This is a genomic window from Rhodopirellula bahusiensis, from assembly GCF_002727185.1.
In the GTDB taxonomy this organism is placed as follows: domain Bacteria; phylum Planctomycetota; class Planctomycetia; order Pirellulales; family Pirellulaceae; genus Rhodopirellula; species Rhodopirellula bahusiensis.
In genome coordinates this window covers 99,535-114,773 of the sequence record NZ_NIZW01000011.1, presented here as the reverse complement: position 1 = coordinate 114,773, position 15,239 = coordinate 99,535, and the positions used below count along the sequence as shown (strand labels likewise).

13 protein-coding genes are annotated in these 15,239 nt (G+C 56.2%); 7 read left to right on the top strand and 6 right to left on the bottom strand.

All coding sequences use genetic code 11. The features are described 5' to 3' along the window. Window positions 1-76 precede the first annotated feature (76 nt). The 5 genes from CEE69_RS15600 to CEE69_RS15580 all read left to right on the top strand — a co-directional run bounded on the left by CEE69_RS15600 (window position 77) and on the right by CEE69_RS15580 (window position 2,674). Window positions 77-928: an alpha/beta hydrolase gene (locus CEE69_RS15600; RefSeq protein WP_099261555.1), complete on the top strand. Its 852-nt coding sequence runs from the start codon at window positions 77-79 to the stop codon at window positions 926-928. A 15-nt stretch (window positions 929-943) separates the two neighbouring features. Further along, on the top strand, window positions 944-1,450 hold the full coding sequence (locus CEE69_RS15595) for a hypothetical protein (protein ID WP_099261554.1): 507 nt from the start codon (window positions 944-946) through the stop codon (window positions 1,448-1,450). After that, window positions 1,416-1,886 carry a hypothetical protein gene (locus CEE69_RS15590; protein WP_099261553.1) on the top strand — a complete coding sequence of 157 codons (471 nt, stop codon included), beginning with the start codon at window positions 1,416-1,418 and terminating at the stop codon, window positions 1,884-1,886. The genes CEE69_RS15595 and CEE69_RS15590 overlap by 35 nt, the downstream gene beginning before the upstream one ends. Before the next feature lie 292 nt (window positions 1,887-2,178). Beyond that, on the top strand, window positions 2,179-2,385 hold the full coding sequence (locus CEE69_RS15585; RefSeq protein WP_099261552.1) for a hypothetical protein: 207 nt from the start codon (window positions 2,179-2,181) through the stop codon (window positions 2,383-2,385). After that, a complete protein-coding gene (locus tag CEE69_RS15580) occupies window positions 2,375-2,674 on the top strand; it encodes a type II toxin-antitoxin system RelE/ParE family toxin (protein WP_099261551.1) in 300 nt (99 codons plus the stop codon). The genes CEE69_RS15585 and CEE69_RS15580 overlap by 11 nt, the downstream gene beginning before the upstream one ends. Before the next feature lie 64 nt (window positions 2,675-2,738). On the opposite strand, the gene CEE69_RS15575 is transcribed toward CEE69_RS15580, so the two are convergent. The 3 genes from CEE69_RS15575 to CEE69_RS15560 all read right to left on the bottom strand — a co-directional run bounded on the left by CEE69_RS15575 (window position 2,739) and on the right by CEE69_RS15560 (window position 9,321). Beyond that, window positions 2,739-4,406, bottom strand: coding sequence for a serine/threonine-protein kinase (locus CEE69_RS15575; protein WP_099261550.1), 1,668 nt, complete (start codon window positions 4,404-4,406; stop codon window positions 2,739-2,741). Between the two features lie 219 nt (window positions 4,407-4,625). Then, window positions 4,626-6,062 carry a DUF1501 domain-containing protein gene (locus CEE69_RS15565; RefSeq protein WP_099261548.1) on the bottom strand — a complete coding sequence of 479 codons (1,437 nt, stop codon included), beginning with the start codon at window positions 6,060-6,062 and terminating at the stop codon, window positions 4,626-4,628. A 133-nt stretch (window positions 6,063-6,195) separates the two neighbouring features. Next, the gene (locus CEE69_RS15560) at window positions 6,196-9,321 is read right to left on the bottom strand and encodes a hypothetical protein (RefSeq protein WP_390179977.1); all 3,126 of its coding nucleotides are present in this window, start codon (window positions 9,319-9,321) and stop codon (window positions 6,196-6,198) included. A 152-nt stretch (window positions 9,322-9,473) separates the two neighbouring features. On the opposite strand from CEE69_RS15560, the gene CEE69_RS15555 reads away from it, so the two are divergent. After that, window positions 9,474-10,460 carry a sugar phosphate isomerase/epimerase family protein gene (locus CEE69_RS15555; RefSeq protein WP_099261547.1) on the top strand — a complete coding sequence of 329 codons (987 nt, stop codon included), beginning with the start codon at window positions 9,474-9,476 and terminating at the stop codon, window positions 10,458-10,460. Between the two features lie 31 nt (window positions 10,461-10,491). Here the strand turns inward: CEE69_RS15555 and CEE69_RS15550 are convergent, their stop codons facing one another. After that, complete coding sequence (locus CEE69_RS15550; RefSeq protein WP_099261546.1) at window positions 10,492-11,823, bottom strand: GlmU family protein; 1,332 nt, start codon at window positions 11,821-11,823, stop codon at window positions 10,492-10,494. A gap of 256 nt (window positions 11,824-12,079) precedes the next feature. Here CEE69_RS15550 and CEE69_RS15540 point away from each other — a divergent pair, with 256 nt between their 5' ends. Next, window positions 12,080-13,204, top strand: coding sequence for a hypothetical protein (locus tag CEE69_RS15540; RefSeq protein WP_099261544.1), 1,125 nt, complete (start codon window positions 12,080-12,082; stop codon window positions 13,202-13,204). Window positions 13,205-13,306: 102 nt separating this feature from the next. Here the strand turns inward: CEE69_RS15540 and CEE69_RS15535 are convergent, their stop codons facing one another. Both CEE69_RS15535 and CEE69_RS15530 read right to left on the bottom strand, forming a co-directional pair. Next, the gene (locus CEE69_RS15535; RefSeq protein WP_099261543.1) at window positions 13,307-13,849 is read right to left on the bottom strand and encodes a hypothetical protein; all 543 of its coding nucleotides are present in this window, start codon (window positions 13,847-13,849) and stop codon (window positions 13,307-13,309) included. A 70-nt stretch (window positions 13,850-13,919) separates the two neighbouring features. Continuing rightward, a complete protein-coding gene (locus tag CEE69_RS15530; protein WP_099261542.1) occupies window positions 13,920-15,224 on the bottom strand; it encodes a vWA domain-containing protein in 1,305 nt (434 codons plus the stop codon). Window positions 15,225-15,239: the final 15 nt, after the last annotated feature.

Genomic DNA, 15,239 nt, shown 5'->3' with positions numbered 1-15,239 from the left:
CGAGTTCGGTGTTCCGCGTTGCGATCTGTTAGGTTCATGACGATCCCCACCATCCGCCCACCACCGGAGACCATTGATGAGTTCGCTTCGCATTTCAATCGTGACGTTGGCTCTGGTCGCCCTCGCCAGCATATTTATCGTCGCACATCCGGCCCTCGCCCAACGCACGCGGAAACCGGTTGTTTGGGTCAACGCTGACATTCCCAAAATGGCCGGCCTGGAACACAAGGTCCTGAAGAGCGAATCGTTGGGACACGAGGTGGGCTATGTCGTTTGGACACCGCCCAGTTTCTCGGTGGACTCGGACGTTCGTTACCCGGTGGTCTACTTCCTGCACGGTGCTGGCGGAAGCGAACGATCCGACGCCGCAGGGTTCGCGTCCCTGATGGCGAAGGGCATTCGCAATGGGACTTTGCCTCCGGCGATCTGCGTGTGTCCCAACGGCGGAATGAGTGGGTACCGTGGCGAAGTGGAGTCGATGATCGTTGACGAGCTGATCCCGTTGATCGATTCGACTTACCCGACGCAAGCAAAAGCCACCTCTCGCATCCTGGCCGGCTTCTCCATGGGCGGTGCTGGATCCGTTCGACTGTCACTGCTGCATCCGGAGCTATTCTGTGGCGCAGGTAGTTGGGGAGGTGCATTGGCTTTCCGCGGCGATCCATCGGAAAGCCCTCTTCTTCCGGCCGCGAAGAACAACGCTGACACGCTTCGTCAGAACGGATACGCGGCGTTGTTGATCAATGGAGACGGTGACCGACCGGACGCGTTCGAGTTGCTTGCGGAGACGTTTGAATCGGTGAACATTGCCCACGAGATCGTTGTGGTCGATGACACAAAACACAATCTTGGTGCCTACCAGCAGAAGACCGCCGACCAGATGATCAAATTCCTCGGCAATCAACTTCGCCAGAAACCGGACCGCTGATCGAGATGACTGTTGATGAATGAGCCTCCGATCGATCCGTACAAGACGCCGCATCCTGAGACCTCGCAATTCTCGGAACTCTACGCCGAAAACCAAATTGAGACCCGGGTCCCCAGCGAGTTTGCCGGTCACACTCAAAAGATCGTTTGCGGTTTCGGCCTGTATGTATTCGCGTGGCCAATTTTGCTGTCGTGTTGGACGCCCGCCCCAGAAGTCAGCATCTTTCCGATCATCATCGCGGTGAACGGGTATCGCGTCACGCCAAAGTCATTCAGGCAGTTTCCTTGGACCGGTTTGCTTTGTGCGATCTACCCGTACCGATTCTTCAGCGCTCTCGCTCGATACGAATTTGGATTGAACAACGCTGGGTTCGACGTCTGGTTCTCTCTTGTCTTCTTGATGCAACTGACGACTGCCGTCTGGGGAACCTACGCCGCACTCTGCATCTACCAATGCAACTCCGCCCATCGTCGCCAAAGGACACTTCATGCACAGCGATCCAGTCAACGCGACCTCGAATAGCAAACCGATGGTCGCTTCACCGAAACTTCCGTTTCGCACCGTTTGGATCTTGTTCTTGGTGGCTGGTCCGTTCGTCGTGCTTCCGTATTTGATCTTGATGCCGTCCATCACGGTCACCCGAGCCGCTTGGAACTCCAAACCAGTCTTGGTCTTCCGACCTGCGGTCTACATTTCCGTGGTGATCGCGATTTTGGTCACGTTTCAGCCATCGCCCTTTCCATTCGGTCTGGACGGGCCGCTCTCTCCGAGATTGGTCGCTGATCCAGACACGATGCCGCTCATGCTGTACTCGGTTTTGCGTACACAGATTCAATTGGTCAACGCAGCGATGATCGCCGCGTGTGTGCTGTTCCCCGTCAACGCGGCCCACACTCTGCGGAAACGATTCGGTACCACAAATCGAAACTCACTCGAAGCGAGAGCTCAGGGTGACTGAATTGCAAAACAACCAGCCCAGACGACCGACACTTTCGCGAAGCCGGTTCGAATTACGGAGGTGACAACCTCACGCCGATGGTTAAATTTCATCCCAGCGAAAAATTTTATATTTTGCGATGAGGTCGCCTCTTCCGAATAGACCCAACAGAATCCACGCAATTTGCTGGCAAAAAAGCTTTGTGAACAAACGGTCACTTGCGATAACTGCGCTTCAAATGCGGGAAAACCCAAATTTTGGACTGCACAAATCGACGACAGCCGCTAACCTGGGGGTACTAAGGAGACCCCCAATGAACGCAACACTGAACACCGCCGCAAAGTTTGCGGCTCGCGACACCATCGACAGTCTGCCCGACAGCGCAAGCTGGGATGAAGTTTTGTATCGCCTGTACATCCGACAGAAGATCGAATCCGGTCTCGCCACTGCCGAATCATCGCGATTGGTTGGCACGGAAACCGTCCGCGAACAATGGAATCAGACTCGCAATGCAAGTTAGTTGGACCGACTACGCCGTTTCGGATCTGATGGCAATCCGCGACTACATCGGACGAGACTGCGACAAGTTCGCGGACTTGATCTTCGAACGCATCGTGGAGCAAACCGAACGTTTGCTTGAATCACCGGATGCGGGCTCGATTGTGCCCGAATTTGGTCGGGAAGATGTTTCCGAAATTCAAGTCAATTCGTATCGAGTCGTTCACCAAGTCTTCGACGACGAAGTTCGAGTCTTGACGGTCTCGCATGCGACCGCGCCCTGTGCCATGCCCGTCGGCGAAGGCTTCTGAACCTCGCTGTTCGGCCTCTTCGATCGCCCCGGTTTCGAGAACACTCGAACCGTCGATGGTCGCGTTATTCCAAGCGACGATAGCGTTTAGAAAACACCAGCATCGTGACCATCCACCAGCCACCTAGAAACAAAGGGGCTGCCGTTGGAATCGCGATGCAAGCGAACGCCATTCCGATGAATCCCATCCCCAACAGCGCGCTGCCGCCCCACATGTGTCCGGCAATAGCGATGAAGGCAAAACCGCTCATGATGCAGGCCATGACCATCACGCCGGAATGATCGAGGTTGCCACTGATCCACAGCAGGTTGATGCTGGACAAAGCGATCAGGTAGCCCAGCCATACCGACCAAACTGGTCGTTCCGCAGAGACTCGGGGCAACCACAACCCGTCGCGAGCACGGCCGATCACCCAAGCGATCCCCACCAGCATCGAAACTCGAGGGACGAAGTAACCCCAGAACGCTGGCTCGCTCCACGCCGCCAGGTCACTCGGTGTGTCGACGTAGATCCACTGCATGATCACGAACATCGCGACGTGAGCCGCCAGGACCACAAATCCGATTCGTCGCAGAGCGAGTCCCCAATTTTGGAAGGCATGCAAATGCTGATCACGAGATAACTCTCGCGACATTCGGTGAACCAATCCGTCGGGTGCAGCAAGTGGTGTTTCGCCCTCCAAGATTCGATCCAAATCATCCGCCAATTCATCCGCGGATCGATACCGTTCGCTGGGTTGGCAAGCCATCGCGCGTTCAATCACGTGATCCAGCTCAGCCATCTCGGGCAATCTCGGCATCCCGCCGGGATAAGCCATTCGCAGCGATGGCGGTTCATCGGAGAGCACTCGCGATAGCACTTCCGCGGTGGAATCGCCGCTGTGAGGTGGAGATCCCGTCAGCATGGAAAACAGCATGCCACCCAATGCGTACACGTCAACGGCATCCGTCAAATCTCCGCTGCCGCGAGCCTGTTCGGGACTCATGTAGTGCGGCGTGCCGAGGACTTGTCCGTTTCGGGTCAGCTCCGGTGCGTCACGATGGAACTTTGCGAGTCCGAAGTCCACAATCTTTGGCACACCTTCATCCACCAGCACATTTTCAGGCTTCAAATCGCGATGGATGATGCCGCGAGAGTGTGCGTAGGCGACTCCTCTCGAAATGTCGCGAACAAGGGTGACCGCTTTGGTCACGCACTGCTTCAATTCCGCGTTTGACAGTCCGCCGTCTTGGCAACATACCCGTTGCTCGTCGACCAAGGACTGCAATGAATCGCCGGAAACCATCGGCATGACGAAGTAGTCGATCCCACGCCAACAACCGATGCTGTGGATCGGCAAAATGTTCGGGTGCGACAACGATGCAGCCGCTTCTGCTTCAACGCGAAAACGCAAACGCAGTTCGTCATTTGCCAACACGCCATCGCCGATCAGCTTGATCGCAACGACTCGTCGCAGCGAATCCTGCTGGGCTTCGTAGACCACTCCCATTCCACCGCGAGCGATTTCGCGAACTAGCCGAAACTCGCCGATCGTTTGACCGACAAGGGTTGCTGATTCGGTTTCCTCACTGCCCAGCCATCGATGGTTTCGGAAGAAGTCCCTCAACTCATCCGCGTGCTCAGGGTGGCTTTCCAAGTACTCATGCGGATCAGGTTGCTCACCATTTTCTTCGCGCATCAGGATCTCCGCCAAGACGGAATCCAAGGACGATGGCGAATCGGAATCGTTCACGAGATCTCATTGCACGAAAAATGGCCGGAAAACGACATGCGTTTCCCAGCCATTGTAGCTTGCGTTTGATGAGCACGCCCGGTTTGACGATCGGACGTGAGGCAGACACTTTCAGAGTTTGGCGATTTTGGCCGGAGAGCGTTTGCACCGGTTTCTACGATGCAACCGGGCCTAACGGCCATCGGCTAAAGCGTGAAGTTTGATCTGTGAGTCGCCCGGTCAGGCAATCAATTCGGGGATCACTTCGCCGCCGAACTGTGACAATTGCTTGTACCGGCCACCGTGGAAGTACGTGAGTTTGTTGTCGTCCAAACCGAGCAAGTTCAGCATCGTCACGTGCACATCGCGAATTGGGTGAACGCACTCAACCGCCTTCGCACCGATCTCATCGGTCGCACCGACCACCGAACCACGACGGGTTCCGCCACCAGCGAACCACATCGTCATCGCGTCGATGTTGTGATCTCGTCCGAGAGCAGTCACGCCACCGCGATAGTTGTTGTCGGGTGTCCGTCCAAACTCGCCCGTCCAAACAACCAACGTGTCGTCCAGCATGCCGCGTTGTTTCAAATCCTTGATCAACGATGCGATTGGCTTGTCGACGCTCTTGATACGAGCCGAGTGACCGCGTTCCAAGTAATCGTGACTGTCCCAGCCGCCCGAGAAGATTTGGACAAAGCGAACGCCTTCTTCGACCATGCGGCGAGCCATCAAACATTGCTTGCCAAACGCTGCCGTGTCGGGATCATCCAAGCCGTACGAATCCAGAACGTGTTGCGGTTCCGTTTGCAGATCGATCAAGTTTGGAACCGAAGTTTGCATCCGGAACGCCAACTCATAGCTCTCCATTCGTGCGGCCAACTCACCCGCGTTGGGATGCTGTTCCAACGAACTGGAATTCAAGTGGTCCTTGTTGAGCGCCGACAACTCGTCCAGCATTCGTCGTTGGTGCTGGCGAGTGCGATAGTCACCCGGCTTCAGATCCAAGATCGGTGAACCTTGTGCACGCAGCGTTGTGCCTTGGTAATAGGCCGGCAAGAAACCGTTGGACCAGTTGGCACTACCGGCTTGCGGCATCGCGAGTTCCGTCATCACGACGAACCCAGGCAAGTTCTGATTTTCGCTGCCCAAACCGTATGTCGCCCAAGCGCCCACCGCGGGGTCACCGCCCAGCCGACTGCCGGTGTTCATGTGCAGCAGCGCCTCGGGGTGATTCAACGACTCAGCTTGGCAACCGCGGTACACGCACAACTCGTCGGCCACTTCGGGTTTCGCCAAGTGAACGAATTGGTCACACATGTCCAGACCGGATTGGCCGACTTTGCGTGTTTTGAAAGGGCTGCCGACGTAGAAGCGTTTGCCGGTTGCCAAACCTTCGGTTCGTTTTGATTCCGTCACATGCAAACGATCCAGCTCAGGCTTCGGATCGAAGGTATCCATTTGCCCGGGGCCGCCTTCCATGAACAGCATGATGACCGCTTTCGCCTTCGGCGGCATCATCGGTTTCTTGGGAGCCAGTGGCGATGCGGCGGAATCGGCTCCGCTTGCATTGACGCTGTCGGCCGCCAATTGCGATGTCAGAGCAAGCGAACCAAGCGAGGCACCCAGACCACAAAAGAAGTTACGACGTTGTAGCGTCTGCCAAGAAGATTGCATGGAAATTCAGCTCGAACGAGAAAGGTGGGGAGTTCTGCGGGACCGTCTATTCTAACCGTGCCCCGCAACTTTCGTCGAATCTATAGCGGTCGCTTCAGCGATTCCGCCTCAATAGACCGGCGACTTCTATAGATCAGGGTTTGGCGTCGAAAGAGTGATTGATCACTCGATTCCCGTCTTGTTCGATCGCACGGAGCCACATTCGGGTTCCAAGCAATTCTTTGCCGTTCGGCCAATCGATGTTCCGCGACACCGTGTCGCGTGGCGGCAAAACCAGAACGCGACGTTCGTATTGGCGGTCACGACCGGCGAACAACAAACAGTCGAAGTTGGTCAAGCGATTGGTGTGATTGACCATCTCGATCTTCACCCGCAAACGACCATCCTGACCATCATCAATCAGCCGCGTGGTGACGCGAATATCGAATCCCTCGGGTCCGATACTGATCGTCCGGTGGACTCGAATGACGGTGGGTGGCATCGTTTCAAAACGGAAATCCAGTGGCAGTTGATACGCACCAATCGTCGCATTGTTCTCCAGTGTCACGCCAAATTCGACTTCGGTAGACTCCTTGGGCAATAAATTCCAAGGCTTGGTGGCTTCGTCCAAACGCCATGAATCCGGGGGGACAATCGCCATCTCACCCGTCAGCGATTGGTTGATCGGATTGCGAAACTGGACGCCCAATGATTGCTGGAGTCCCAACAAAGCATCGATACGCGTCCGGTCCAGCCGAACTGACATCCGGAAATCAGCGAGGGATTGGTCGATCCCCACCAAGAACTTTGGAACGCGACCGACCGCGATTTCTTGCACCCGACGCCCCTCGTGCTCGATCAGCTTCAATGGCATGCGACGTCCCCACACATCGACTTCGTAAACGTTCTCACCCAAGTACATGTGCTCGAGCGTGGGTGCATTCGCCCAAACCATGATGACCGATTCCTTGTCGCCACGAAAAATGATGTTGTCGCTTCCGTTCTGCATCCGCAGCGAACCGGCGTTGGTGCGGTGACCCAGCAGAATGCTGGCGGTTCGGAAGGGCAACAACAACTCGTCCGGCCGACCGTCCTTGGTGAGAACGGCCGCTTCTTCGTTCATGGGATCACTCAGGAACGCCGCCGCAACATCGTGGCCTCGAGTGGCGGCCATTCGCAGCATCAAATCCGTGATCCGTGAATCCTGGTCATACTTTTTTCGCGAAACAGGATTGATCGTCAACCAGGTTTCCGGGGGCCGCGCCGCAGCAAGACGCCCGGCCAACACGGCTTCTTCTCGGTCCTTGATTTCGCGATCAAGCATCGCGTCCATTTCCGCTGCCGTCAGAGGTGACTTGGAATACCGATGCAGTCCTCGCCAGCTATCGCCCGCGGTCGCCGGCGGGGTGTCGACCCAAGACCAAGCGATCATCGTTTGGATGGGCTGGCCGAATCCTTGCAGCCCGGTTGAGATCGCTTCCAGTGTGGACTCGATGTTCGATTGGCCCATGAAGCTGTGATCATCATCCGCTCCCAATTGCCACAAACGAATCCGCATGGTCATGCGATTCATCAACGGTTCCAACTCCGGACGCCACGCGGACTCGTCACGCAGCAAACTAGCAACCCGCGTGTCCGCTTTGTCACGCAATTGATAGGCATGGAAACGCTCTTCCGGTGGTTGATCCAGCAAACCAATGGGCTGGATCCCTCGGTCACGCAATCGAAACCCAAGCAGAGCGGCAGCGTCTGCGTGATCGGGTTGGTCCGGTCCGAACCACACCGGCAGTTTCGCCCAACCGATACCGATCAACTGCATCCATTTTGCGAGCTCGCGTTCATGGAGTCGTCCCTTGCGATGACGTTCCATGATGGACGTTGGCAATGTCCAACCAAAGGGTGTCGGATCAATGACATCCGATTCGGATTGAAACGTTGCAAGCGATGGCAGACCCAAGATCGATTCCTTGGTTTCATTCGGATCGCCAAACTCGGACGGATCGTTGGTGATCTTGCCCAGCACAATGAACGATGTCTCGTTGGCCAAAGACGCACCGCGATCATTCTCCATCGAAGCAGCAACGCGATAGAAACCGGGACGCAAATCGTTCAGATCCCATCGATAGTGCAACGAACTGGAATCATCCAACCCTGCGATCTTCTTTCTTGGCGAGACTCCGACAACGTTCAGCGAAGAGGTCTTCTCCACGACATCATCTGGTTCGCTAATACCCGCGGCCTCTTTCCGCTCCTGTTCTTCCGCGAGCAACCGTGCCGCTTCTTCGACGGGGTCAATCGCTCTCGTGAAAGTGCCCAACGTTTTGTTGTGGTGGTCATACAAACGCAGACGCAACCGAGTGTGCTCGTTGGACAGCCCAAGCATCTCGCTCTGAACGACCACCGTTTCATCGGGCAGGTAAACACCGAGAGGTTTGTCCGTCGCGATTTTGAGCTGCGGGTACTGACGGAACATCACATTGTCGAACCCGACCTTGCCTGTGATGTCCTCCAAGCCATCTTCGCCGCCCGCAACCATCAGCCGCACGTACATTCGATCGGAACGGCGAGGCGGAAGCAGATCCTGCAAAACGAGTGTCGTCCAATCCTTGTTGCCTGTTAAGTGTTCGGTTTCTCGGACGCCCAGTTCGTTTCCTTCCGCGTCTTCAAACACGATCTGCGCGTAGACATGATCGTGCATCAAACCTTGGGTTCGAACATCGACACTGAATTGATATTGAAACGTTGGGTTGGCCGGCAGCGAAGGTGACTCGACGCGGGCCAATCCGCCGTCGAGGCGAACGCTGAGACATCGATCAACCAAGATGTCAGCCAGCGACGGCGGCAACGGTGGCAACTCCGGATAGAATTGTCGAAGTTTTCGCCAGGGCTTCAGTGCCGCGGTGTCCAGCGGCAAAACGACTTCTTCCAGGTCCGGATCGCGGGCCTGGATCTGGATTCCCACGTAGTTTGGATACCCCGGCCCGTCGTACCGCAACCAATTGTCAGGCCAGCCGCCGAAATCCTTGTCCGAGGCTCGGGAGAAATCCCAACGAAACCGCCGCAACCCGGCCGGCCCACGAGTCGACTCGACGCTGCTGCGATCGATCAAGAATTCGCGGGGAATTCGTTCTCGACGCAGTTTCTCGTATCGAGTGGCGTCCTGCGCGACAGCGGAACCTACAAAGCCGCCTAAGATCACCCAAGCAACTACCAGAAATGGGGCAATTGCTCGCGACGCGGAGGCAAATTTGGCCAGTACAGATTGTTCGCTGCAAATCAAACGACCCGAGCGACGTCCAGAACACTTTCGCGACGACGTGTGAAACACATTGCCCCCGCTCGATGTTCGCGACCGGAAGGCGTATCGTGAAGGGTCGAGTTGGATCAAGCGTCCCACCATGACCTGGTTGCCTGCATCGGAGAACGAACAGATTGGCTGAATTGAAACTTGCCGTCCGCATGGACGCCATTCCGGGGACCGGCGCCTCGGCCACCGCTCTACGTAAATCATTGACCATCGCAGCGTCGATGGGCGTTCGAAGTGTCGAATTATGTGGTCGAACCCACGTTCCCGTATCTGAATTGTCGGACACCGGGGTGCGGACCTTGCGGAAAATCCTGGATGATTTGAATTTGCGGATCGCATCCATCCGGTTCCAAACCCGATTTGGGTACGACGTGACCGACCATTTGGATGAGCGAGTTGACGCGACCAAAAGCGCGATGAAGACGGCGTATCGATTGGGAGCTCCGCTAATCGTCAATCAAATCGGAACGGTTCCACCTCCGCCACAGAACATCGATCAAGCCGTCAAGAAGGCCGGCAGTTCGCTGCTGCTGGGATCAACTGGCGAAAGCGACGATGCCGATTGGAGCAGTGACTTGCCGGCCGACCTGGCCGCGGAACTTGCAAACTCAATCGCGTCCTCTCGCATTGGCAAAGCGGTCGCCGGGCAAGGTGCCACGGGCAGCGATGCATCGCGCTGGGCAACGCTTCGAGAAGTGATGGAAGATCTGGGACGCTATGGCGCCAAAGTCGGCTGTTTTCTGGCCGCTGAAACGGGAACCGAATCGGGCAAGGATCTGGCCGCGTTGTTGGACGCGATCCCAGACACGTTCGTTCCGGTCGCGCTCAATCCCGGCCAATTGATCATCAACCGTTTTCGAGTCGACGAAGCCATCAACGCACTCGCTTCTCGCATCTCGATTGTCCACGCGGTCGACGGTGTCCTGGACCTCGCAGCGGGACGCGGTGTTTCTGTACCGGTCGGTGAGGGGACCGCGGACTTTCCTTCGCTGCTAGGGCGACTCGAAGACATTCCTTACCGTGGGCCATTCGTCGTCGGTCGTCCGGAGATGCGACCGGAAACGGCAGTGATGGAGTTGCACCAAAGCCTGGAGTACCTGCGCAACCTTTAGATCGCTTGTTTTGCGATCTGATGCGTGGAACCTACAACCCGAGTTGTTCCGACGTTTCCCGCTCGGGTTCCGTTCGGTCGTACATGGCTTGAATCAGATCCATGTCGCACTGTCGTTGTTCGACCTTACGACGTGCGAACATCCGAGCCTGGGTGTTGATCATCACGTCGGGTGGCAACAACGAAGTCTGCCCAAACAAACGAGCGTAGTTGACATAGCTGGGCACGTTGCTGGTAACGAACCCGTACAACATGCTGCACACACCGATCACTTTCCCGGTGAAGATGCCGGTGTTGATGGCTGACTTCGAATAGTCCCCCATCACACAACCGAGGAACTGCATTCCGGTCGCCATCTTGCGATCGCCGTATTCAATGTTGATTTTACCGTAGGTGTTTTTGAGGTCACTGTTGCACGTGCCGGCGCCAAGGTTGATCCAACTGCCCAAGTAGCTGTGCCCCAAGAATCCGTGGTGCTGCTTGTTGGTGAAGGCTTCGATCACCGACGCTTCGACCTCGCCGCCGATTTTGACCGTGTGCCCCAGCGACACGCCGTCCTTGATCGCGGAATGTTCAATCACTCGCGTGCTGTGCCCCGCATGCAGAGGGCCCTCCAGGAAACAGAACGGGCCAACCCGAACGTTCTCATCCAACACGATCGCTCCACCCGAGGTGTGAATTGATCCGTACTCGCCAATCGTCACTCCGGGCCGAACGAAGACGCCGTCTTCACGCTGCGTGTAGTCGCCGTGTTCGATTCGATAGTTGACCGAGTCGTTCATCGCATCCATGTGAGACGACACGACTTCATGCGGCCACTGGAACGCCTTCAACGTGAACCGCGAACTGACCTTTTCTCGTGCCAGTTGCAGAAGCCGCGAAAGCGGACTCGTCGCGCCGTTGAACTCCGTTGACGCACTGTCGTTTTCGGTCGTTTGTGCTCTTTCTGTTGTCCCTTCCGCGATGTCAGCTGCCGTGATGAATGCCGCCAACAGCTCCGCATCGACTCCGTTGTCCTTGCCGATCACCGTCGCTGTCTCGCCGGATTTCACCAGTTGTTTCAGCGTCTCGTAGGTTTGCACCGACGGCACCAACCGAGCGTTGACCAACAACACATCCTCGTCTTTTGGAAACTCATTGGCGGGTGCCAGCAATCCGTGATCCGCCTCTTGAATCGGAAGCAGATATTCGCGAATCAATCCTTGAATCTCACACGCCTTCGCATCACTCGCCCTGTCTTTCGCAAGTGTCTTCAACCAATCAAGCAATCGAAAACTGGCGCAGGTGATCGCGTACGCAGGGCGAGCGTGAACGATCGGGCAGAGCTGTTCCACACGTGAATCTTCGAAGCAGAGAATTTGCATGAGCCGGACGAGACGAGGGGTGAACGGGAACACAGCCAAACGAAAGACCGGTTGCAACGATTGGGCAGTTTACCGGGCATCACGATCGAGGTCGCGGGGACAACTCGTTGCAAAATCATTGGTCCGCCGTGGTGGACGAAACTAGAGTTGACGAGAGACCTCCGCATCTTTCGCCAGCCGAGAAATACGTTTGCCCAGTTCGCCAAAGCTCGCTCGACGACGCAGACTGCGACGTTTGATAGCGGCATCGGCGTGCATGACGTTCTCATCGACATTCGCGACTTCTTTCGCTGAGCAACCCGCGGACTTTTCGACAGCCGTGCAATCGGAATTCGTCGACAGTAACCAGACGGTCCATCGATTGTCTGAAGCGCGAATCGCGTCAATCGTTCGTTGCGTCGACTCGCTTGAATCGGACTCGCCCGTCGTTCGCCGACTCGCCGCCGACCGGTTGTATTCGCAAGCGTCCAACGGCAACACTCAGACATGCGACGCAATCCTCTCTCGATTGCGTGGCCTTCGGGTCTCGTTTTCACTGGACGTTCGCCAACTCGCGGATCAGTTGATTGAGCGAATTCGTCTAACGCGTCACCAGCGTGCCGTCGCGGAACTGACACCTTCACCATGGGGCGATTCGCCTAGCAATTTGGATCGCGAACTGGACCAATGGTGGCAACAGTTTTCGAGGCGTGCGGGTGCAGACCGTGATTCCATTCGGGAATTCCAGTACGTCGCTTTGACGGCGGGTCCGGACTGGCGCTGGGTCGCATCCGTCAACGACCAACCAACCAATCAGTCCGCAAGCGATGAGTGGGCCTGTCTGCTGGGGATTCGCGTTCCCGAGTGTGGCACCCGATATGTCCCCGAGGCGAAGAAGCTGCAAAGCCGACTGCTGGCAAAATGCACACGATCGTCCGCCGGCAGCACCTCCGCCGATCGAGTTGTCGGACGACTCATCGATTCCACCGTCCGAAGAAATCCCTACGGTTGGTCGCTCGAATCCCGTTTGGAAATCGCTCTCACACATCAACGACCGGAACTGGTCGGCGAACTCTGCGAACTGACCTGGAACACTCCCAACGTTCACGTTCGTGACCTGGCGTTGTCTTTGCTGGCCGCGGACCGAGTGAATCACGCGTCATTGACCGAGCAACTGAACGAACGCGTCAATGATCGTCGGGTGATCACCGTGCTGCCTGGGCAAGCCCACTTTGGCGTTGGCGAAGCAGATTGGCCACGTTCAATCGTGGTTCCGCGAATCAACGACGTTGTTCAGTACTTGTTTTGGAAGCACCAAGGCATGGACGCTCGTCAGCACGGGATGACCGCGATCCAAGCCGATCCGGTTTGGGGCGTTCGACTGGAATCAATCGGACGCTGAACAATGTCTTTTAAACGTTGAAGCTTTGCAACTGACTCGATCAGCTGATTCCCGACGGCCGTCGATCAAATCAGCAGCGAATCGAAGCGACGCACGAATCGCTCAGTAGCTGTCCGGCGAATCGTTGCGAAGCTTTTCGAGGCGTTGTTGTTGGTGCCACAGAATGCTTTGTGGGATCACGTTGCCTTCGTCGTCAAAGAAGCCCCGTTGTTGGGAAGTCTCGGCGATCTTGTTCTCCAGTCGCTCCACCTGCGTTTTCCATTTGGCGTACGCATCGCGGTGATCGGGAACCTGACGTGTTTGATCGACCCAAACACGATGTTGACGGTCGCGAATGAACGCGGACTCTTCCTGCATGGCTTCCGCGAGAAAGACTTCATTGCGTCGCTTGCGAGCAAGGAACTCTTTCTCGTTCTCAACGCCACGCGATGCCTTCGTCACCTCGACCGGTTTCACCTTCGACGGCGAAGCGCTGACCAAGTGAACGGTGTTTCGAAGCAACACGATGCAACCCGCGACCGATCCGATCGAAAGGGCGGCGAAGATCACCATCCTTCCAATCCAGTTCGGTTTGGCTGGTTTACGTGACTCTTTCGGAAGAAGACCTTCGGAAAGCAAACGATTTTCGGGGGACTGAGTGTTCATGACATATTCTAGGTCACGCTTGGTGACCACTAAACTTTCTTTTCCCGATACCTTCGTCCCAAAGAAAAACTCAGTTCGTCAGGATCGTCGGCAAGTTGTTCGCAATTTCTTCGAACGCACTGACCAGTTCATCGCCCGAGTCGGCGTGGTAGTGCTTGCCTTGCCCCGTCACGGCGACCTCTTGCATTGTTTGCTGGTTCGCACCGCTACCGAACGTGACTGTTTGAATGTTCAAGTTCGAAGACGCCATCATTTGGCTGGCAACCGTGTTCGGCTGCGTTCCATAGTTATGAATCCCATCGGTCATCACAACCATAGTCTTCGAAGCGTACGGCCGAGCGTTCTGGTGAGTGAACGAGGTTTTGCCCGAGTTCATTCCGTTGCCGATACCGGTCGAGCCGTTTGGCCCCAGGGATGCAACGGTGGCACGAACCGAATCAAAGTCATCGAGCAACCAACAATCCAATGTGCCGTGGCTGTTGTAGCTGGCGATCGAGACCTGTTCGTTCTGAGGCGTTTCGTCGAGAACACGTAAGAACGCATCGACCGCCATCACCAGGTCTTCCCAGGGTGTGTTGGGTGCGGGGCCAAGTTCAAAGAACTCTTCCCAAGCGTAGTCATACAAATCGTCTTGGTCATAACCGTTGTTGTAGCGAACTCGACGAATGTATTGAGGTCGGCCGTTCTTGTACTTCCATTCCAAGTCAACGATGCCTTCGTCTTCCGCTGCGATCAGGCTGTCTTCTGCCCAAGGATCCGCATCGTTGGGCCAATCGTAGGTCTTCCAATCCATCGAACCGCTGCGGTCGAGAACCAAGCTGATGTCACGGTCAACCTGCATCGCCGTCGCCGAAGCCACGGGGCTGAAATCGCCGATCGAGAATGTGTTGGGGAAGATAAACGGAACCGGTCCCATCAACGAATCACCAGTGCGTTTGCCATTGATGCGAACGGAGCTGACCGCGACCAGATTGGCGGCAACATCTGATGTCGGCACCTTCGTGAAGTAGAAACGTCCGGTTTGGCCATCCGCTTGTGCCGACACGCCGAACTCGAATTCGTTTGCGCCGTCGTCCGTGTTCAACTGGTAGGGTTCGCCCGCGACTTCGTTCATTGCAGCGGTCAAACGAGCAGCCGTTTTCGCGGCTTCGACCGTTTGCTCTTCACTGAAAGCACGACCACCAGCCCGAGCGGCGGCGTCGGTGGCGATTGCAAGTTCGGTTTTCACCAATTGCATTTGCGCCAAGTTGATGCAGAACGCGGCCAACAATGCCAGCATCGGCAACACGAATGCCATCAGCACAGTGATACCGCCACGACGAGAATCGTCGCGTTGGGTCAATGCAAATCGCACGGGAGCGGGGGAAACGAACATCGTTGGAACTCCAAA